This window comes from Bacillus sp. ABP14, from assembly GCF_001831375.1.
Taxonomy (GTDB): domain Bacteria; phylum Bacillota; class Bacilli; order Bacillales; family Bacillaceae_G; genus Bacillus_A; species Bacillus_A paranthracis.
Genome location: NZ_CP017016.1, coordinates 1,612,798 through 1,631,678, shown reverse-complemented (window position 1 = coordinate 1,631,678; position 18,881 = coordinate 1,612,798). Strand labels below are relative to the sequence as shown.

General features: G+C 34.9%; 25 protein-coding genes. 6 read left to right on the top strand and 19 right to left on the bottom strand.

All coding sequences use genetic code 11. From position 1 onward, the window contains the following. The first annotated feature begins 124 nt into the window (after positions 1-124). Positions 125-1,018: a LysR family transcriptional regulator gene (locus BGI23_RS08595; protein WP_070805686.1), complete on the top strand. Its 894-nt coding sequence runs from the start codon at positions 125-127 to the stop codon at positions 1,016-1,018. Positions 1,019-1,058: 40 nt separating this feature from the next. Here the strand turns inward: BGI23_RS08595 and BGI23_RS08590 are convergent, their stop codons facing one another. After that, entirely contained in the window at positions 1,059-1,583 is a 525-nt protein-coding gene (locus BGI23_RS08590) for a COG3014 family protein (protein ID WP_000736432.1), read from the bottom strand. Between the two features lie 105 nt (positions 1,584-1,688). Continuing rightward, on the bottom strand, positions 1,689-2,957 hold the full coding sequence (locus BGI23_RS08585) for an MFS transporter (RefSeq protein ID WP_070805685.1): 1,269 nt from the start codon (positions 2,955-2,957) through the stop codon (positions 1,689-1,691). Positions 2,958-3,075: 118 nt separating this feature from the next. On the opposite strand from BGI23_RS08585, the gene BGI23_RS08580 reads away from it, so the two are divergent. The 5 genes from BGI23_RS08580 to BGI23_RS08560 all read left to right on the top strand — a co-directional run bounded on the left by BGI23_RS08580 (position 3,076) and on the right by BGI23_RS08560 (position 6,023). After that, entirely contained in the window at positions 3,076-4,287 is a 1,212-nt protein-coding gene (locus tag BGI23_RS08580) for a helix-turn-helix domain-containing protein (RefSeq protein WP_070805684.1), read from the top strand. A gap of 66 nt (positions 4,288-4,353) precedes the next feature. Then, complete coding sequence (locus BGI23_RS08575; RefSeq protein WP_001025740.1) at positions 4,354-4,533, top strand: H-type small acid-soluble spore protein; 180 nt, start codon at positions 4,354-4,356, stop codon at positions 4,531-4,533. Between the two features lie 186 nt (positions 4,534-4,719). Continuing rightward, positions 4,720-5,055: an antibiotic biosynthesis monooxygenase family protein gene (locus BGI23_RS08570; protein ID WP_070805683.1), complete on the top strand. Its 336-nt coding sequence runs from the start codon at positions 4,720-4,722 to the stop codon at positions 5,053-5,055. A 2-nt stretch (positions 5,056-5,057) separates the two neighbouring features. Further along, positions 5,058-5,663, top strand: a complete 606-nt coding sequence (locus tag BGI23_RS08565) for a dienelactone hydrolase family protein (protein ID WP_070805682.1) — start codon at positions 5,058-5,060, stop codon at positions 5,661-5,663. Then, the gene (locus BGI23_RS08560) at positions 5,664-6,023 is read left to right on the top strand and encodes a hypothetical protein (RefSeq protein WP_070805681.1); all 360 of its coding nucleotides are present in this window, start codon (positions 5,664-5,666) and stop codon (positions 6,021-6,023) included. Positions 6,024-6,050: 27 nt separating this feature from the next. Here the strand turns inward: BGI23_RS08560 and BGI23_RS08555 are convergent, their stop codons facing one another. The 17 genes from BGI23_RS08555 to fliM form a co-directional block, all read right to left on the bottom strand. After that, on the bottom strand, positions 6,051-6,449 hold the full coding sequence (locus tag BGI23_RS08555) for a DUF5367 family protein (protein WP_070805680.1): 399 nt from the start codon (positions 6,447-6,449) through the stop codon (positions 6,051-6,053). Continuing rightward, positions 6,442-7,026 (bottom strand): TetR/AcrR family transcriptional regulator, encoded by a 585-nt coding sequence (locus BGI23_RS08550; protein WP_070805679.1) that lies wholly within the window; start codon positions 7,024-7,026, stop codon positions 6,442-6,444. The genes BGI23_RS08555 and BGI23_RS08550 overlap by 8 nt, the downstream gene beginning before the upstream one ends. Positions 7,027-7,112: 86 nt before the next feature. Beyond that, the gene (locus tag BGI23_RS08545; protein ID WP_000602240.1) at positions 7,113-7,283 is read right to left on the bottom strand and encodes a DUF3951 domain-containing protein; all 171 of its coding nucleotides are present in this window, start codon (positions 7,281-7,283) and stop codon (positions 7,113-7,115) included. A 62-nt stretch (positions 7,284-7,345) separates the two neighbouring features. Continuing rightward, entirely contained in the window at positions 7,346-7,657 is a 312-nt protein-coding gene (locus tag BGI23_RS08540; protein WP_000425940.1) for an AzlD domain-containing protein, read from the bottom strand. Next, a complete protein-coding gene (locus BGI23_RS08535) occupies positions 7,648-8,373 on the bottom strand; it encodes an AzlC family ABC transporter permease (RefSeq protein WP_000029966.1) in 726 nt (241 codons plus the stop codon). Before BGI23_RS08535 ends, BGI23_RS08540 begins: the two co-directional genes overlap by 10 nt. Then, entirely contained in the window at positions 8,366-9,202 is an 837-nt protein-coding gene (locus tag BGI23_RS08530; RefSeq protein ID WP_070805678.1) for a TrmB family transcriptional regulator, read from the bottom strand. Before BGI23_RS08530 ends, BGI23_RS08535 begins: the two co-directional genes overlap by 8 nt. Before the next feature lie 16 nt (positions 9,203-9,218). Continuing rightward, positions 9,219-9,929, bottom strand: a complete 711-nt coding sequence (locus tag BGI23_RS08525; protein ID WP_070805677.1) for an alanyl-tRNA editing protein — start codon at positions 9,927-9,929, stop codon at positions 9,219-9,221. Between the two features lie 122 nt (positions 9,930-10,051). Continuing rightward, positions 10,052-10,825 (bottom strand): flagellar basal-body rod protein FlgG, encoded by a 774-nt coding sequence (locus tag BGI23_RS08520; RefSeq protein WP_078418453.1) that lies wholly within the window; start codon positions 10,823-10,825, stop codon positions 10,052-10,054. 42 nt (positions 10,826-10,867) lie between these two features. After that, positions 10,868-12,178: a flagellar biosynthesis GTPase FlhF gene (gene flhF / locus BGI23_RS08515; protein WP_070805676.1), complete on the bottom strand. Its 1,311-nt coding sequence runs from the start codon at positions 12,176-12,178 to the stop codon at positions 10,868-10,870. 14 nt (positions 12,179-12,192) lie between these two features. Beyond that, positions 12,193-14,259, bottom strand: a complete 2,067-nt coding sequence (gene flhA, locus BGI23_RS08510) for a flagellar biosynthesis protein FlhA (RefSeq protein WP_044790337.1) — start codon at positions 14,257-14,259, stop codon at positions 12,193-12,195. Between the two features lie 23 nt (positions 14,260-14,282). After that, positions 14,283-15,329, bottom strand: coding sequence for a flagellar type III secretion system protein FlhB (gene flhB, locus BGI23_RS08505; protein ID WP_001030104.1), 1,047 nt, complete (start codon positions 15,327-15,329; stop codon positions 14,283-14,285). Between the two features lie 10 nt (positions 15,330-15,339). Continuing rightward, complete coding sequence (locus tag BGI23_RS08500; RefSeq protein ID WP_001055694.1) at positions 15,340-16,101, bottom strand: flagellar biosynthetic protein FliR; 762 nt, start codon at positions 16,099-16,101, stop codon at positions 15,340-15,342. Positions 16,102-16,116: 15 nt separating this feature from the next. Further along, positions 16,117-16,392, bottom strand: coding sequence for a flagellar biosynthetic protein FliQ (locus BGI23_RS08495; protein WP_001098085.1), 276 nt, complete (start codon positions 16,390-16,392; stop codon positions 16,117-16,119). Positions 16,393-16,425: 33 nt separating this feature from the next. Beyond that, the gene (locus BGI23_RS08490; protein ID WP_001220586.1) at positions 16,426-17,184 is read right to left on the bottom strand and encodes a flagellar type III secretion system pore protein FliP; all 759 of its coding nucleotides are present in this window, start codon (positions 17,182-17,184) and stop codon (positions 16,426-16,428) included. Beyond that, complete coding sequence (locus tag BGI23_RS08485) at positions 17,181-17,501, bottom strand: hypothetical protein (RefSeq protein WP_000121176.1); 321 nt, start codon at positions 17,499-17,501, stop codon at positions 17,181-17,183. The genes BGI23_RS08490 and BGI23_RS08485 overlap by 4 nt, the downstream gene beginning before the upstream one ends. Positions 17,502-17,513: 12 nt before the next feature. Continuing rightward, positions 17,514-17,873, bottom strand: coding sequence for a flagellar motor switch protein FliN (fliN, locus tag BGI23_RS08480; RefSeq protein WP_000680025.1), 360 nt, complete (start codon positions 17,871-17,873; stop codon positions 17,514-17,516). 10 nt (positions 17,874-17,883) lie between these two features. Further along, on the bottom strand, positions 17,884-18,870 hold the full coding sequence (gene fliM, locus BGI23_RS08475; protein ID WP_070805675.1) for a flagellar motor switch protein FliM: 987 nt from the start codon (positions 18,868-18,870) through the stop codon (positions 17,884-17,886). Between the last annotated feature and the right edge of the window lie 11 nt (positions 18,871-18,881).

The following is an 18,881-nucleotide window of genomic DNA, read 5'->3' as shown; positions in this document are numbered from 1 at the left end:
TTCTATATGGAAGATTTATACTGAATGTTAATGTACTGTAAAGATTAAATTAAAAAACTTCTAACAAACTATTTATTTCTATAGATTTTTTCTATAGTTAAAATAAAAAAGGCGGCAATTCATAATGAATCTCTTAAAATTAGAAATTGTAGTGCTTATTAAGAAATACAAAAAGCTTACGATCGTTGCAGAAAAACTAGGTGTTAAACAACCTACTATTACATTCCATATAAAAAGCTTAGAAGAGGAACTCGGTGTATCTTTATTCGAATTACGTTCGGGAAGGTATTTCTTAACAGAGGCTGGTGAAGCATTGCATCATTATGCTTGTAAAATAGATGCACTTATGAAAGAGGCTAGACGGGTCACGCAAGAGTTTAAAGATTTTCATAAAGGAGCTATAACAATTGGAGCTAGTTATGTACCAGCGACTTATCTTTTACCAAAAATTGTTCATCAATTTCAATGTGAATTTCCAAATATAAAAATAACACTCATGGTAAAAACAGCTCCTGAAATTCGAACGATGCTACAAAATCATGAAATTGATCTCGGTGTAATTTCAGCAGCACCGTTTGATGAATCACTTTTAAAACAGACGAATGTAATGCCTGATACACTTGTTCTTGCTTTCTCCAAAGAACATCATTTTTCAAAAAAAGAAAATGTATCATTACAAGATATCGAAAAGGAACGCATATTACTACATCGTAATCCATCTACAACGAGAGATTTACTTACAAAATGGATGTTAGCTCATAACATTACATTCCAATCAGAAATTGAATTAGATTCATTAGAAACGATGAAACAAATTTTAAAATACGGTAATGGGGTTGCCTTTATTTCTAAACTTGCTATTGAACAAGAAGTACAACGAAATGAACTACGCTACATACCCATCCCTGAATTTGAATTTCAACGTAACATTTATACGATTCATCATGAGGACAGGTGGAATTCTAAAATTATTTCTTTTTTACTACATAACATCACTTCTTATGCAACAAAAAATTAAAAGACTGTCGCTTTACACGACAGTCTTTTAAGCTATAACTCTATTTATTTTTCTTCGCTTCAATTTTTGCTTGTGCCTCTTCAGCCTTATCTAATGCTTCTGAAACTTTTTTCTCTTTTTCTTTCACATCATCTATACTATCGACAGCTTTAATGAGTTTATCAATTCCTTCTTCTTCTACTTTTCTCCGCTTTGCTACTCTTTCATTTACTTTCTTTTCTACATCTTTTGCTTTTTGAAGCATATTCTCGGCATTTGATGTTACAGCTGTTTCAAGTGCATCGTCTTTTTTCATTTGTAACACTTCATTTGCAATGTCTTTCGCTTCTAAATACTTACCGTCTTTTAATGCTGTAGCTCCGTGATCCATTTTCTCGGCCATTTCTTTATATGATTTCGCTTCATTTCCTGATTTCTCTTTTTCTGCTTTTTCAAACCACATTGTTGCATCACTATATTTTTCATCTTTCAATGATTGCATACCTGTTTCAATATATGTGTCATAATTGCTACATCCAGCCATTACGACTAATAGAAAAAGCATAACAAAACTTAATTTTTTCATGCTGTTGTCTCCTTTTCTTTGCCTGCTCACTATACTGTAACATACATGAAAAAGAGTTTCAAAAACTAAAATACTAATTTGGTCATTTTTATTATTTTCTTGTTTTTAAGCCGACACATCCACTTGTTTTTTCGCCATATGTTGCCTTACTCCAACTAATACAACTAACAATAAACCTCCGCCTATTGTCATCATAACAATGCTAGTTGGCAACATGTCTAACAATAATCCATATACAATCATACCGAGCGGTGCGATTGCAGTCGCAATTGTTTCAAGTAGGCCAAATACGCGCCCTAAGTAGCTCGGATCTGTCGTCTTTTGCATATGTACTTGCATCGGAATATTGACAACCATAATTGCTATACCAGTTAACATCATGAAAGCAATATAGTAAATAAAACTTGCTACTTTTGGAATGGTAACTAACAACGGGAATACTGTACATAAACTTAAACCTGCAAACAAAAACAGTCCAGTATAAATAGAACGAAACGGATTATTCACTTCTTTACGCACTGATAAAGTAATCGCACCCATTAGCATTCCGACTGCTAACATTCCCTCTACAGTTCCGAGTTGCTTTGAAGATAAATGCAATGTACGTATGATAATGTATGGCAGTGCAACGGTTAGCCCACAAGCAAAAAAGTTTACCCACAATGCTATTTTCATTAAACCATATATTTCATGTTGTCGTTTTACATATGAAAAACCTTCTTTTATACTCGTCAAGAAATGCTCTTTACTCTCAGCCACTTCTTTTTTATATAAATCAAATACAATAAATAATTGCAAAATAACCGCTAAAAAGAACGTAATACTATTTAACAAAAAGAACGACTGAATTGAAAAGAAACCAAATATTACTCCACCAATAATTGGTCCTAAAATATTTGATAAAGAAGCTGCCGTTTGATTTAAAGCACTCGCTTTTTGAATACGCCCCTCATCTACTAAATTAGGAATAGACGAAGTTAATGCAACAGAATAAAAACTTGCACAAATTGATAATAATGCTGCTGAAATATAAATAAAAAGAAGTGATGGTCCAAATATAGTAACAAGAATAAACATAATAAGCATCGTTAAACTACTTAATAAATCAGTACCAATGACAAGCCATTTTCGATTCACACGGTCAGCTACAGCACCCGCAATCGGACCACAGATCATCCTTGGAAGTGATCCGCAAACGAGCGTAGTTGCAAACCCCATCCCTGAACCAGTAGTCTTTAATACATATAACCCCATTGCGAACGTATAAATACCTGCGCCTAATAAAGACGTCATTTTTCCAATCATCATTAAAATGATATTTCTCGTTGCAATCTTCATTCTTGAATCATTTTGATCTATACTTATATCTTCCATTCTGACACTCTCCCTTTAAAAGTTAAATTGTGTTAAACTTATTATATAATCAACTTTCCAATTATTACAACAAAAAGTTTAATTGTATTTAACTTTTTAATTATAAAGGAGCTACAATATGGCAACTCTCGGAGAAAAAATTAAAGCATTACGAAAAGAAAAAAAACTTACGCAAACAGCACTAGCAGGTTCGGAACTGACAAAAAGTATGCTTAGTCAAATTGAAAATGGAAAAGCTACACCTTCCATGAAAACATTACAATATATTGCAGAAAAACTTGAATGTGAAACGAGTTTTTTATTAGAAGAAGATGAAGGAAAAATTGTAGAACTCATTCAAAAAATGGAGCGACTCATAAAGAATAAATGCGATGAAGTATATGAAACTTTACTACCTATCGTTCAAAAAGAGCTACCTTCTACTTTAAATACAGCTCGTTTATATAAACAGTTCATAACAGCAGCAGCTGTTATGAACGATTATAATATTGAATATTACGTTGAAACCGCTGTTTCTATATTTGAAAAATATACTTTGTATCGCGAAAGTACTGAAACGAAACTACTGTTTTACTATATGCTCTTCAAGCAGAAAAAATATAAAGAATGTTTACAGATGATCGCCACAATTCGCGACGAATATAAAACGAAGAATTTAGAAATGGATCTTATTACACATATACAATTATATTTAAAAGAAGCAATTATTTTACTCGCATATGGCAGTTATGAAAAATGTGAAAAAGTCATTTTAGATGCACTTGCATTTTCAAAAAAACATCAAGTGTATTATAAAACAGATGAATTTTATCGCATTTTATCTTATCAAAAAATCATCACAACTGATAAAGAACAATATTTATATTACATAAAAAAATCGGAGCAATTTGCCATTTTTACAGAAGATACTTTATCCGCTGCAAATATAGATATATTAAAAGCTTATTACTACAACACTGTTACGAATGAATATACAATCGCATTAGAACATCTAGAACAATTTCGAGAAAAACTAAAAAATGATCCAATTTTCCAAGACGACGGACTGTATTATCTTGAAAAAGGAAAATCTTTGTATGGTTTAAAACGTTATAAGGAAGCTTTGGAAGCATTAAAACACGCTACCATACCAGATTATATGAGTCATCCACTTGATCAATCGTGGTTATTAACAGCTGGATCTTATCGTGCCCTTTGCTATATAGAACTTCAAGATAAAAAATCTGCCTTAAAAGAGGCAAAAGAAGCCGTTCAAACAATAGATAGCTATCCTGATTCGATCTTCTCTTCATTTATTAAAGAAACATTACAAATAATACAAAAACTTTAAGAATGTCTCGAAATGGTATATTATTCCTCTTTTTTAGCAAAGATAATAATGATGGGAGGAATATAAATGAATATTCAACGTGCAAAAGAGCTTTCTGTGTCAGCAGAGCAAGCGAATGTTAGTTTTCAAGGCATGCCTGTTATGATTCAACACGTCGACGAGAGCAATGAAACCGCCCGCATATATGAAGTAAAAAACCCAGGACGCGAATTAACAGTTCCAGTTAATAGCTTAGAGGAAATATAAGAAATGCCACTTCATTTTTTTGAAGTGGCATTTTTCTTTTTTTAGATTACTTATTATACATTTCCTCTATCTTCTATTTTACAGAAGCTGAAAAAATAAGAATTTTCTACTTCTTTTCTTTTTGTGACCTGCTAAAATACAAACTATGGATTAATTATTCACACTATACATTAAGGGGGAAAAATAATGGCATCTAATGTAGAAAAAAACAATTCTTATTATGCAGTTATATTCACTTCCAATTTATCTAATGATACAGCAGATTATAGTACAGTTGCCGATAAAATGGAGGAACTCGCAAAGCAGCAACCTGGATTTCTAGATGTAGAAAGTGCGCGAGATCATTCAGGGCTTGGAATCACAATTTCTTATTGGGAATCACTTGAGGCAATTGATAATTGGAAACGGAACGTCTTACATAAAGAAGCGAAAAAAAGAGGTCGTGAGCAATGGTACGAAAACTTCCACCTACGTATCTGCCTTGTTGAGAAAGAATTTAAGTTTCATAGAGGTACTTTGTAGATATGAAGAAAAAATTAGCTCTCATTGCTGTTCATGAAATATATGGTGTGAACGATCATATGCATCATGTTACCGACCACTTCACTTCATCTCATATAGATGTATTCTGTCCTAATCTGCTACAATCACAACATGCATTTCCTTATAGTGATGAAGAAAAAGCATATCATTTTTTTATGAATCATATTGGATTTGAAGATGGAAAAAAGCAAATTGAAACATTCATTACTCATCTTTCTAGTCGTTACACACATATTGGACTTATCGGCTTTAGTGTTGGTGCTACCATCTCATGGCTATGTAGTAACAATCCGAACATAGATTTTATTATCGGATGCTACGGTTCCCGTATACGTGACTATATTCATATGAAACCAACATGTGCTACCTTACTTATATTCCCTGAAAAAGAATCTAGTTTTTCAGTATCCTCTTTCATTCAAACATTGCAGCAACAAAAAAATCCTTTATTAGAAATACACCAACTACACGGTGAACATGGTTTTCTAAATCCGTACACCGAAAAATATAACGGGCACTCTACAAATCAAGCATACAATATAATAGATTCATTTCTTGTAAAAAACACTCTTATAAAGGAGATTTAAATGACACTTACATTACTCTTACTTATTTTCATATTCATTGCCTTTTTCTCAGTACTAACTATTATTTTAGCAACTGTAAAAAAGGGGGAGTTTTCCAAACGTCCCTACTTACAATCTATTATCGTTTGCATTTTATTTTTTACAAATTGGATTTTATATTTATCAACTTTTGATGCGTTACTTCCCGAGAAAATTAGCGAGTTCCTATTTCTTCCTATTTGGTTTTTCCTTTGTATATTAGGTTTTATCACTTTCTGGCGCGAATGGAGAAACAACCGTGTGTTCTCCATATGTATCGGTTTTCTTTCCTTTATTAGTTTTTTATTTGGGTTATTGTTGTTAGTTCTTTCAGGGATGTGACTGTTATAAAGAGGATAAAAATCCTCTTTATAACAGTTTTTTTCGTTCCATAACGAAAGGAATTATTAAATAAAGAGCGTAAGCAATCACCATCCAAATGGTAAATGACATAATTTGCTGTGAGGATAATTGTGAGAATATGTTAGAAGAATGATACAAAATATAAGAATCTAAAGTTAAACCGATTGCCGTACCACATATACCTAACTTAATAACTGCATATTTTGTAGTATCTAGTCTTTTGTATAACCACATTACAAAGTATAAAGCTATCGCTGTTGCTAATTCAAGAAACGTCAATTGTAGAAAAAATCTATTTGAAGTGTATTCTAATAAAACAGAAGAACCGAAAATAATGAAGAATGCTGAGGCAAAAAACCAAACGCCGATAGAAAATAAAATAGTGAGCCAAAGTTTATTATTCATTACCATTACCTCCCTTTTGTAGCTCTATGAACTTTTTCAATAATAGGTGCAAATCACCATATACTTTGTCGCTAGAAAAAGATGGATTGAATAAGGCTTGCAATGCCAATCCATCAATTAATGCATTACATAAAACGCTCCACGTTTCAGTTGAAATTTGAGATGTCATTGTACCTCCTATACTTTTATTTAACACTCTTGTTAATTGTTGGTTTTCATAATGTAACAATCCACCAATTTTATCTTTCATCGCATCATTTTGTAATCCACTAGCTACTAATTGAAAAAACAAATGATGATACATTGAATCTTTCACACATCTACTTTCGGCAGACTGTAAAGCCTTTTCTAACTGTACATCCTTTCCTATTTGTTCCCACGACGCTTTACAAAACGCTTCGGTTACTTCAAGTAATAATTGATCTTTCGTTTTAAAATGATAATATACGGTACCTTGTGTAACTTGAGCACTCTCTGCAACTGCTTTTAATGTCAATTTCTCCATCCCATGCTCTGCAATAATTTCTTTTGCTGCTTCTAGTAACTTCTCTTTATTAACAACATTCGGTTTTGCCATTTCTATGACCCCCTTTTAAGTTAGTTAAATAACTAACTTAATTATACAGAAAAATCAAATAAATAAAAAGGAAGAAAAGCCCACATTCAACTTTTCTTCCTTTTATGTTTACCTTTAGATTTCACTGTCACTGATTCACAAGGTGTGTAATAAATTTGAGGTGTCGCCCTATCAACAAACATCATAAACGTAATAAAGCCGATAATAAAGAAAATAAACAACGTTAATAAAATTGCTCCTATCGTTAAAAGTATCATAACACCACCCCTATATTTTTCATGTTATTACACTTTTCGCTATTATATGACCGTAATCCTTTTTAGAAAAAGAAACGTAACAAAATAATCACAATTACTCCCGTTAATACTGTACCTAATAAACTACGAGTATATATCGCTACAAGAAATGTTGGAATTGCTGCAATAAGGTAATCCCACTGCATCGTGTCATGCATAAATAAAACTTGAGCTAAAAGTGCTGCTAATATCGCGATTGGTATGTAATTTAACCATTTTAAACCCCAGTCTGGAATTTGTAGTTTGCTAAATACGAGTAGAGGTAAAATACGTGGCACGAGTGTGACAGCTCCCGCTGCTAATAAAAGTAATAATACGTCTAGTCTCATTTCCATTTTTCAATCACCACCCCAATCGTCGCAGCTAGTAATGTTGCGATAATAACCGCTATACTATCTGGCATAAATAAGTGTGAAACGTACGCAATTATAATCGCTACAATTGCAACAGTAAGATGAATTGCCAGTTTCGGTTTACTACTTATGAGCTGAAGTACAAATAACCCGATAAACATTGCTGGTAATGCATAATCCATGCCATATGTATGCGGATCTGGTATCCACTCACCAAATAGCCCGCCGATAATAGTAGCAAGAATCCAATTTAAATACGCTGTTACGTTAAGACCAATCATCCATCTTTCACCTAAATATCCTTTTTGCGCTGCATGCTGCACTGCAACACCGAACGTTTCATCTGTAATTTGCGAACCGATTAGTAAGTTTTTAAATAGAGGCAGTTTCGTAAAGTACGGCGCAAGCGCAGCACTCATAAGAAGGTGGCGCAAATTAACAAAAAATACGGTAAAAATAATTGCGGAAGCAGGTGCACCAGCTGCATACATACCAGCTAATATAAATTGGGCAGAACCTGCATAAATTAAAGTGGACATAAACGCAATTTCAATAATGGAGAAACCTGCTGTTTTTGCAATTACACCGGCTGCTATACCGATGCTTAAATAACCAAATACAGTTGGTAAACAATCTTTTACTCCTTGCTGAAATGTATCATCGCTTTGCAAAGCTACATGTGCCTCAGCTTTACTCATCCATATCATCCTCCATTCCTTCTAAAGTTCGTTTTCCTGTTACGACATGAACTAAATCTATGTTTTCACGCCATAACGTATCTAACTTATCAGCTCCAAATTCCTGCGTGATTTCTTCAACCATAATATCGTGCCGCACATACTCTGTAGCAACGAGAACTAGAGCTGGGTCATACGTTGTAACAGCCCATGAAGTGCTATCATTTGAGAAGTTCGCAATTAATACTTCTTCTCCGTCACGCGCAATTACAGTTAAATGACCACCCATTCTCTTTTCAACAACGTGAGGCGTCATATAATTATGGTGAAACGTCGCTCCTATTTTTGTTTCTGGAGCGCCAAATAAGATTGAAAATATATGTACTCCTTCCTCTTCCTTTTGATGAATGTATGGCTCAATTTCATGCACTTGATCTTCCCATACAGAAATCCATAACTCTTCCTTCGCTCTATTAATTATATTGCATATTTCTTTTACAACACGATCATTTGAGCGAATATGCGAAATTACATCTATTTGTCGCTCTTGTTCTAAACCATTTAATTTCTCATCTAAAAATTCAAAGGATTTTTCAAAGTCTTTTCGCATTCGGTTCATTAATTCAGTAGCTGGTACTGGTACATATTTAACTGGTTCAGAAGGTACAATATGTACCGCTCCTTTATCCATTAACTTACCGAGTACCTCGTAAATCATAGAACGAGGTACTCCTGTTTGTTTACTCACTTCATACCCAGTTACTGGGGAATGTTTTAGTAGTCCAATATACGCTTTACATTCGTACTGGGAAAAACCTAGCTTTTGTAATTCCTTTATAATTTCATCCATTAGTACTCCTCACAATCTAAATCGCTCTAACTTCAAAGCGACGATTTTGCTTACCTTTACTTTTTACTTTATCAATAACAAGTGTTCCTATTTCATTCGTATTTTTCACATGTGTGCCTCCACAAGCTTGTTCGTCTAAATTTTCAATTGTAACAATGCGGATTTCTTGTATAGTAATTGGCAGGAGGTTTATGGCTGTTTTAATCATTCCTACAGCATTTTCTGCTTCTTCGCGGCTCATATAACGAGTGGAAATTTCTTTATTTTGTTGAATAAGTTTATTCACTTCCTTAACAATTTCTTCTACTTCCACGCTCGATAACTCTTGTAATTCATTAAAATCGATACGTGCTTTGTCAGGATAGATTTGATTTCCAGTGCATAGAGCTCCATACTTTTCATAAGCGACAGCTCCGATAAGATGCAGTAAAGAATGATGACGCATTAAGTTATGACGTCTTTCCCAATTAATCTCTAATTTAACTGGACCTAAATTTACTTGAGCTCCATCTTTTATATAGTGAACTATTTCTCCCTGCTCCTTCTTTACTTTTTCAACTTCAAATACAGACCCATCTTGTACAATGACACCCGTATCACATTCCTGCCCTCCACCAGTTGGATAAAAAACTGTTTCTTTTACAAATACTTTATTTCCTTCTACTTTTATCACTTCTGTTTCGCAACTCGTTTTGTATGCATCTTCTAAATATAATGCCGTTGTCATACTCTCACCTCTTTAGTAGTTATAGTTATACCTACTAATATAAAAAAGAAGCTCCGCAAAGTCAATTGATAATTCTGAAATTTAAATCAAAAACAAAAAAGACTTCCGCTAACGGAAGTCCCCTATCTCAATATTTCATTCGCTTCTTTTTCATAAATTTTATCAAATGAAGTCATAACACGTTGTGACGCTGAAATCATTTTTTGATCTGTCATAAGATCTGCCATCTCTTTCGTCATATCTACATTTGAATTTTCTAGCATATAATTTTTTACTGTCCCTACTCCGTTCGGTAAATCAGCAATGTTCCCTTCTGCTAGAGTAAAGCTTTTGTTCTCTCTTTGTATTAGACGATTATTCGCTTCTGCACCTACTGTTTTTGTTTGCAAGCGAGCAATATTGTTTTGTGTTACTGCATCATATAACGTACCGTCTGCTTGTACAGCTACTTTTGCTCCTTCTGGAATACGAATACGTTCATTATTCTCTCCCATTACGAAAGCACCTGAAGTTGTTTGTAAATAACGATCACTATTTAATGTAAAACTACCGTCTCTCGTTAAAAACGTTTCATTATTTTTAGATGTAACGAAAAACGAAGCTGTGCCAGCAGTTCCGTCATCTAAAAGGAAATCTGTATCACTATTTGTCATTTGTATATTTCCTTGTACTAAGTTCACATGCGTTGCGGCTGGTACTACAGCGTAATCGACCGAACCGATATTTGTTACAGCACCATCTCCGCGGCGATATGTGTCCTGTACATCAAATACTTTAGAAGTCATATTTTCTGCTTTAAATCCTGTCGTTTGAGCATTTGCAACGTTATTTGAATGAACATTAATACGCTGCATGTAATTCATCATACCCATAGAACCTATATAAAGACCGTTCATACTCGTTTGAATAAGGCAATCGCCTTATCCTTCACCTCTTTTCTATGATGTTTGCAACATTTGTTTCGCTAAATGTTCAGCTGTAGCGATATGTATGTTTTTCTTCACGTCTTGTCCGTCTGTCATTAATACAATGGGAGCTGATGATACTGCTGGAATTTTCAACAATTCACCACTACTCGCCGTTTCATCAAATTTCGTAAACACGATACCATCAATATGAATATCTTTAAAGTTCGTAATGATTTCGATCATGTCTTTACTTTTCATCGAAGCTGATAACGTTAAACAAATATAATCTGGCTCTACTTGTCCCATCGTTTCAATCATTTCTTCCACAGTTTCTGACGCACGATAATTTTTCCCAGCTGTATCAATTAAAATATAATCGACGCGCGCTTCTTCTTTAAAATACGTAAGCGCTCTTGTCATTGCAGCTTCATCACGAACAGCAATTACTTCAAATCCAATTGTCTTTACGTAATCTTGCAGTTGCTGCACTGTCCCAATGCGGGAATGATCTGTCGTAATAAAACCAACCGTTTTTTTCTTACCGTGAAACTGCCACGCCATTTTCGCAAGTGTCGTCGTTTTTCCAACACCGGTTGGACCGATTAATGCAATTGTTTGTACTTCTTTTTCAAATACATTTTCCGTATTGAAATGAGAGCTCATATCTTCCAATATATATTCGATTACTTCTTCTTCTGTAATCATCGTTGCATTCTCAAACTTCACTTTTAACTTTTCAGCATATGCATGAATGAAATATTGTTCTACATCGTTTTGCTCTAGCATGCGAATTACTTTTTGAATAATAAATGGTACAGATTCTTGCTGTTCTTTTTTTACAACTACTTCTTCTTTCTTGACCGGAACGACTTTTTTCACAGCTTTTTGCTTTTTCGTTACTTTCGTTTCTTCCGTCTGTTTTACAACGACGATACCTTTTTCAAACAACTTTAATAGTTTCTCTTTCTTTCTTGCCCATTCTTCACTATTTCCTGTTTGCATCGCCGCGTACGACATAGGAGTCGTCACGTTTTCTAAATTGTGCAGTACCGATTGAATTCCGTTCGCCTTCACAATTTGTTCTGAAGGCTCATTTACAACATCCATTAATTGTTCATGAAATTGAGCTGTGCCTTCGTTCACTTCTTCCTGTTTATCCTCTGGAAAAGCAACTAACATTTCATAATTCTTTTTCCAAAAAAACGGGATATTTCGCTTTACACTTTCATCTACAACGTAATAATAATCTGTACCATATTGGTCAAATAACTTTCGATACAATTCATTTTTCGAAGCTGCTTTTATTCGCATTAACGCTTCTTTCTTTTCTGTACTTTCCATTACTTCACCCCCTACTATTCAATATAGGCAATTTGATCTACAACAATTTCTGGTGCTAATTCGCTAATACAAAGTACTTGCGCTTCTACTTGATAACGCTCAAGAAGTCTTACAATCGCAAACCTGAAATCTTTTCTACGCGTTAATAATACTGGCTCTCTTCCCATTAACCTCGCTTGTTTCAATACGCGTTGTACTTGCTCAACGACTCGCGTTTCTAAATCTAAATCCCAGTTTAATAAATAACCTTGATAAGAATTGTTCACAACGTCTGCATCTAACTCAATTGAATCTGAGAAGAGCGCCGCATATATTTTCCCGTCAGGATTTTTCGCATTTTCACAAATCACTTTTGAAATACATTCACGGACGAATGACGTTACGCCGTCAACATGATTTTGATAAATTTCTTTTCCGTCAATAATACCTTCAATAATAGTTGGTAAATCACGAATAGAAATACCTTCTTTTAGCAATTGCTTAATAACATTTTGAACGAGTGATAAGTCGATTTCTTTCTTCTTAATCTCTTCTAATAAAACGCCGTTATCATTTTCAAGGGAGTTAATTAAGTCTTTTACATGTTGACGCTGAATTAACTCATGCAGATTACGTCTAACGACAACATCTAAATGCGTAATTAATATGCTAAGTGGCTCTAATACTTGATAGCCTTTCATTTGTGCATCTTGTACCATATGTTCTAAAATCCAATATCCATCCTCGCCGAAAATCGGATCTTTCGCTGGTTCTGCATCTAAATCGGCCATTACGTTCGGTGTTTTCAGTGCTAATAAGTAACCTGATTTTAAAACACCTTCAGCTGCCTTCGCACCTTTAATACGAATAATGTAACGTCCGCGTGGTCTAAAACTCGTATTATCTTTAAAGTTAATTCCAGGAACGTTAATACCAAGGTCGGTAATAATCGACTTCCTCATAAGAACAACTTTATCACGAGCTGTTTCCCCGTTAATTTTCTGCTTTACAAGTGCTGCTAAATCTAAGCCGAGTTCTACAATAATTGGATATTTATCTGTAAATACGCCAAATGAATCTTCCACTTGTTGCAGTTGCTCATCTTCGCCTTGAATCATTTCTAATTCTTTTTGAAGCTCATCTTCTTTTTCTTTCTTCATTCGGTTTTTATTTCGAATTCCTAAGAAGATAATTGTTCCACCAACGAGTGCGAACGGTAGAAATGGTAGCGGAGTAAAAATACCCATTGCGATAAATAAACCACCGAGCGCATATACAACTACTTCATGCGCTAATAACTCTTTAAAGATACCTTCCGTTACTGTATCCGGTGAACCGTCAAATACACGAGTTACGATAATACCAGTTGAAATCGCAAGCATAAGCGATCCAATTTGGTTTACAATCCCGTCACCGACAGTTAACTGTGTATAATGAAGAGCTGCTTCACCAAAGCTCATGCCCTGCTGCATCATACCAACAATTAAACCGAAAATAATGTTTACGAATAAAATGACGATCCCGAAAATAACGTCCCCTTTAATGAACTTTCCAGCACCGTCCATCGCTCCGTAAAACTCTGTTTCCATATTTAATTTTTTTCGTTTCGCTTGTGCATCTTTTTCTGTAATAATACGCTGGTTTAAATCTGCATCGATCGACATTTGTTTCCCTGGTAAAGAATCAAGTGTAAAACGAGCTGCAACTTCAGCTGTACGAGATGCACCGTTTGCAACGATAAACTGGAATATGATTAATACTGTAAAAATAACGATACCAATTAATAAGTTCCCGCCAATTACGAATTGACCGAACTCTTCAATAACATGACCCGCATTTCCGTTTGTCAAAATCGCTCGCGTCGTCGATACGTTAATCGACACGCGGAAAATCCCGATTAATAACAACATCGTCGGAAACGACTTTAATTCATCCCACTCGTTAATACTTGTCGCTCGCATATAAATAAGCACTGACATACTTAGTAGAAAAACGATAATGATATCAAGTATAAATGGCGGAAGTGGAATTAAGAGCGCCACTACGAATGACGCTGCTAAAAAGATAGAAAAATAGGTTCTTGCAGAATCTATCTTAAACAAAGAGATCTCCTCCAAACGCGCTATTATACTTCAAGTTCATTCGTTTGAATTAAATAGCGCATAACTTCAATTACAGCTACGTATAAATCTTCTGGAATCGTCTCATCTTCCTCGACTTGATAATATAAAGAACGAGCAAGCGGACGGTTTTCCACCATTGGTATTTCTTGTTCACGGGCAAGTGTTCGTATATATAATGCGAGCTCATCTTCCCCTTTTGCAACGACAATCGGTGCTGCGTCAACGTGTTTATTGTACCTGAGTACGACCGAAATATGAGTCGGGTTATTTACAATAAATGTTGCGCCATCCATCTTCTTCGCAATTGTTCCTTGCAATATGGCATGCATAAAGTTTTTTCGTTTTCCCTTTACTTGCGGGTCCCCTTCATTATCTTTATGCTCTTGTTTTACTTCTTCTTTTTTCATCTTAATATCTTGTTCGTACTCCCACTTTTGATAAATAAAATCAATAATAGAAAGAACGATTAATATAATTAAAATAGCTAAGAAGATAAATTTAATTTGCCTAATAATTTCAGTAAGTGACGCAGTCCAATTAAATCCAATCATACTCACGATTTTCTCTAAATTCTTTTTAAAGAGAACGTAAGCAACGTAACCGATTAATCCCATATAAAACAGTGATTTCAAAATATCTACTAAACTTTTACGACTAAACAACCTCGTAAAATAGTTTTTCGGGTTAATACGCGAAGCTTTCGGCTTAATGACTTTAGAAGAAAATAAGAAACCGACTTGAATCATATAATTGAATAAATGAAAAGCGTATACGAGTATTAATATCGGAGCTGATACTTTTAGTAGTAAAATCCCCATCATATAAAAATACTCGGTTGAATCTGTATTTTTTCCAATTTGATCAAACAGCACCGATACAGAATTGGCAATCTCAAACCCTAGCCAATCTCCAAAAAAGTAAACGACAACTGCTAACACAAGTATGGAAAATAAATTATTTAAATCTTTACTCCGGGCAATATTCCCTTCTTCACGCGATTTCTTACGCTTCTGCGGGGTGGCCTTTTCTGTTTTATTATCCTTTGCCATGAGCGTCCCCCTACTTCGTTAAGAAAAAGTTAAATAGTTTCGTATATTCCTCAAGCAATACATCCGTCATATTTTTAAACACATAACCGAGCATCGGTACACTCATCGCAATAAACAAAATACCACATGTAATTTTAATCACATACGCATTCATAAAAACGTTTAATTGCGGAGCGTTTTTTGCGATTAAAATTAAAACAAAGTTAATGATGAATAAGCTTCCCATGAGCGGAAGAGCAATTTCAACCGCTGATGTAATCGCAAATAATAACGTTGCGAGTAGACTATCTAAAAAACTAGTCGTCAGCAATTTTGAAATCGCCTCTGTATATTGAAACGACTTTAAAATCGTGGCAACGAAATAATTAATGCCGCCAAGTGAAATAAAAATAATGAGAAAAAATATATCAAAAATGGTTGATAGTAAAGTAGACTGTGAACCTGCGTTTACATCAAACAAACTTGCTTGTGATAAACCGATATCAAAGTCTAAAATATGCCCGGCCATTTTCGGAATGTTCCACAGCATTTCTACAATTTTTGAAAGTGATAATCCAATTACAATTTGCGTACCAGCATAAGCTGCAACGTCCCAAGTTGTTTTTATGTGAGAGACATCAACTTGATCGGCAACAGTAATGGAAAGAGCAAGTCCAAATGTAACCTTCGCCATCGCTGGAATGGATCGACCTGAGAAAAACGGTAAAAAATATAAAAATGAAGTAATGCGGCAAAACGCAAAAAACGTCGCCGCCCATAATTCCATATTCATTTCAGTTCCCCTATCTTAGTACGAACGCAATAGCGATGGAATTTTATCAAATAAATCTAAAATAAGCGTCGTTAACTCTTGAAACATCCACGGACCTAAAATGATAATAACGAGTACAATACTCGCCATTTTCGGTAAAAACGTCAGCGTTTGTTCTTGAATTTGCATCATCGCCATAATGACAGCGATGATAATAACGACAATCATACTAACACCGGCAACCGGCATTAAAATCATAACCCCTTTATAAAAAAAGGTTTGAAAAATATCTATAATTGGTGACGTATTCATTTATATGACTCCTATCACATAGCATCAAACGCTTCAGGCGACCGTTTTAAACATAATGTCGACGATTTTTGTATATCCACCTAAATATACGAAAACGAGTATTTTAAATGGTAAACTTAAAATCATCGGCGGTACCATCATCATCCCGAGGTACATTAACAGTGTACTAATAATCAAATCTATAAATACAAACGCTAAATAAATGAACATCCCTGTTAACAATCCCTTTTGAATTTGCGTTAACGTAAAGGATGGTACGAGCGTAAATAAGGATAGATCCTTTAAATCTTTCGGCAACTCTTCTCCGCGCACTTTCAGCATCATTTTTAAATCATGCTTATACGTATGCTTTGACATATACTCTTTCATAATCGGCGCTGTCGTTTCCGCAGCTTGACTTACTGTTATTTTCTCTTTTGTCATCGGATCCCACACATCGCTCTTTAGCTGCCCAAGAACAGGCTGCATCGTAAAGAGTGATAAAAATAATGCAAGTCCAACGAGCACTTGGTTCGGCGGTAAATTCATTACCCCGAGTCCTTGACGTGTAATCCCAAGAACGATCATAAAATAAGTAAAATGTGTAAATAATAGAACGATAGATGAAGATAATGATAAAAGGGTAACGAGCGCAAATAACTGTACACTTGAGTTACTCGTAAACTCTTTTCCATTTTCGAAATTAATAAAACCGTTTTGGGCTGCATACGCTGGATTTACAAAAATAATTGAAAAAACGATAGAAAATACGAAAATAACGGCTAATAACGATAACTGTTTCTTTATTCTCATGATGGATCCTCTACTTTTTTCGTTTCACTCTTCACCGCGTCTTCTAGCGCTTGTTGAAACTGATTTCCTGTTCCTGTTAATTGCACAGATTGAACACCGTTATTACTAATAACAGTGAACACTTGCTTACCATCCACTTCAAATAAAAAGGCGCTCGTTTGATGATTTAAATACACGCCGTCCTTCACTTGAATGTGGCCATTTTCACCTTGTTTAAAAAACTGCTGCTTGCGCGTCTTTTTCGTCATATAATATGCACCGTAGCCGAGCGCACCAAACAGTAAAACGACTTGAAATAAGGTCGTCATATACGACATATGACTCCTCCTCTACTCTTTATCTTGCATTTGACTTTGCGCTTTCATAAGCGCAGCTTGCTTCTTGTCAGCTTCAATTTCAGAAATAATAATACCGAACTTCTCGTCCATTACGATCGCTTCTCCAATGCCGACTTTCATATTACTTAAATACACATCTACTTTATGTCCTAAGTTTTTCTCTACTTCCAGAACATCGCCCACTTTTAACTGTTTCACATCACCGAGCGTAATAGATGTTTTCCCAAGCTTTACACCAAGTTCAATCGAAATATCTGAAACAGTATCAATATGTGCTTTACTTGCTTCATTTCGCTTTCCTGCAAATTCTTCTAATCCCATTAATGACACAGGAGATACTTCATGCTTCATATGGATCCTCCTACTCTACAAAACTTTTAAATAAGAGCGCCTTACGCGTTCCATCTTTTCCAATAAAACAATTAAATTTATGCTTTCCATCTACAAAACCAAGCAACTCATCCGAAACTTTCGTATGGAGCGGAATTATATCGCCTTCTTCAATTTGTTCAATCTCACCCATTGTCATCTTCTGCTCACCAATTGCAACGTGAACAGGTTTGTACACTTGATTTACTTTCGCTTCCACTTCAGACGTATACTTTTTACGTTTATCTGAAGAATGTTCAACAATATTTTCAGATGTTAACTTATCCATAATCTCTTCAACAGATAAGAATGGAATTCCGATACGCACCGTCGTATTCCAAAAATCCGTTTTCATATTTACGTTTAATAATGAAATAATATCACTTGCTGTCGTAATCTTTAATGCATTCGGATCTGTCTCTGTCGTTACAAATTTCGGTTCAATCGCAACAACGCTTTCAAATGATTGCTCTAAATTTTTACAAAGGAGCATAAAAATATTATCCAATGTTAAAAACTCAAATGCAGTAAGAGGTCTGCGCATCGTAAAGTTACGCTTACTATCTCCGCCAAGCCAACATTCATGAATATAAATAACGAACGCTAAATCAATCTCAATAACAATTTCTCCAAGCTCCGGAAGGCCAAGATCAATAACGCAATATAAATAATAATCTTTCGGCATTTTCTCCACATACTCACTCGTAAATGGAACTTGCTCAACCGTTGAAGGCTCTAACTCAATCGGAATACGCATACGCGCTGACAACGTCTGTGACGTCTGTTTACCAAACGTAGACGCAATTGCTTGCAAGCTACGTAAATGCTCAACACCGAACTTCTCCGGTCTATTAAAATCATACTCTTGAAATTTCTCTTGCTTTCCTGCTTCTTGTGCGAAAGCTGGCATTTCCTCGCCTTCATTAACCGCCTTCAGCAGGGCATCAATTTGCTCTTGGCTTAATTTTTCGCCACTCATGACAATCCCCT

What these genes read in the sequence shown, in the direction of transcription:
- BGI23_RS08540 (WP_000425940.1), bottom strand. Translation starts at nt 7,657, where the DNA reads ATGGAAATGAGACTAGACGTATTATTACTTTTATTAGCAGCGGGAGCT.
- BGI23_RS08555 (WP_070805680.1), bottom strand. Translation starts at nt 6,449, where the DNA reads ATGAATAATAAACTTTGGCTCACTATTTTATTTTCTATCGGCGTTTGG.
- flhF (WP_070805676.1), bottom strand. Translation starts at nt 12,178, where the DNA reads ATGGAAAGTACAGAAAAGAAAGAAGCGTTAATGCGAATAAAAGCAGCT.
- BGI23_RS08485 (WP_000121176.1), bottom strand. Translation starts at nt 17,501, where the DNA reads ATGTCGTATATGACGACCTTATTTCAAGTCGTTTTACTGTTTGGTGCG.
- BGI23_RS08550 (WP_070805679.1), bottom strand. Translation starts at nt 7,026, where the DNA reads ATGGCAAAACCGAATGTTGTTAATAAAGAGAAGTTACTAGAAGCAGCA.
- BGI23_RS08495 (WP_001098085.1), bottom strand. Translation starts at nt 16,392, where the DNA reads ATGAATACGTCACCAATTATAGATATTTTTCAAACCTTTTTTTATAAA.
- BGI23_RS08525 (WP_070805677.1), bottom strand. Translation starts at nt 9,929, where the DNA reads ATGACAACGGCATTATATTTAGAAGATGCATACAAAACGAGTTGCGAA.
- fliN (WP_000680025.1), bottom strand. Translation starts at nt 17,873, where the DNA reads ATGAAGCATGAAGTATCTCCTGTGTCATTAATGGGATTAGAAGAATTT.
- BGI23_RS08560 (WP_070805681.1), top strand. Translation starts at nt 5,664, where the DNA reads ATGACACTTACATTACTCTTACTTATTTTCATATTCATTGCCTTTTTC.
- BGI23_RS08520 (WP_078418453.1), bottom strand. Translation starts at nt 10,825, where the DNA reads ATGAACGGTCTTTATATAGGTTCTATGGGTATGATGAATTACATGCAG.
- BGI23_RS08545 (WP_000602240.1), bottom strand. Translation starts at nt 7,283, where the DNA reads ATGATACTTTTAACGATAGGAGCAATTTTATTAACGTTGTTTATTTTC.
- BGI23_RS08585 (WP_070805685.1), bottom strand. Translation starts at nt 2,957, where the DNA reads ATGGAAGATATAAGTATAGATCAAAATGATTCAAGAATGAAGATTGCA.
- BGI23_RS08490 (WP_001220586.1), bottom strand. Translation starts at nt 17,184, where the DNA reads ATGAGAATAAAGAAACAGTTATCGTTATTAGCCGTTATTTTCGTATTT.
- BGI23_RS08530 (WP_070805678.1), bottom strand. Translation starts at nt 9,202, where the DNA reads ATGGATGAAATTATAAAGGAATTACAAAAGCTAGGTTTTTCCCAGTAC.
- fliM (WP_070805675.1), bottom strand. Translation starts at nt 18,870, where the DNA reads ATGAGTGGCGAAAAATTAAGCCAAGAGCAAATTGATGCCCTGCTGAAG.
- BGI23_RS08570 (WP_070805683.1), top strand. Translation starts at nt 4,720, where the DNA reads ATGGCATCTAATGTAGAAAAAAACAATTCTTATTATGCAGTTATATTC.
- BGI23_RS08565 (WP_070805682.1), top strand. Translation starts at nt 5,058, where the DNA reads ATGAAGAAAAAATTAGCTCTCATTGCTGTTCATGAAATATATGGTGTG.
- BGI23_RS08595 (WP_070805686.1), top strand. Translation starts at nt 125, where the DNA reads ATGAATCTCTTAAAATTAGAAATTGTAGTGCTTATTAAGAAATACAAA.
- BGI23_RS08535 (WP_000029966.1), bottom strand. Translation starts at nt 8,373, where the DNA reads ATGAGTAAAGCTGAGGCACATGTAGCTTTGCAAAGCGATGATACATTT.
- BGI23_RS08500 (WP_001055694.1), bottom strand. Translation starts at nt 16,101, where the DNA reads ATGAATATGGAATTATGGGCGGCGACGTTTTTTGCGTTTTGCCGCATT.
- BGI23_RS08575 (WP_001025740.1), top strand. Translation starts at nt 4,354, where the DNA reads ATGAATATTCAACGTGCAAAAGAGCTTTCTGTGTCAGCAGAGCAAGCG.
- flhB (WP_001030104.1), bottom strand. Translation starts at nt 15,329, where the DNA reads ATGGCAAAGGATAATAAAACAGAAAAGGCCACCCCGCAGAAGCGTAAG.
- BGI23_RS08580 (WP_070805684.1), top strand. Translation starts at nt 3,076, where the DNA reads ATGGCAACTCTCGGAGAAAAAATTAAAGCATTACGAAAAGAAAAAAAA.
- BGI23_RS08590 (WP_000736432.1), bottom strand. Translation starts at nt 1,583, where the DNA reads ATGAAAAAATTAAGTTTTGTTATGCTTTTTCTATTAGTCGTAATGGCT.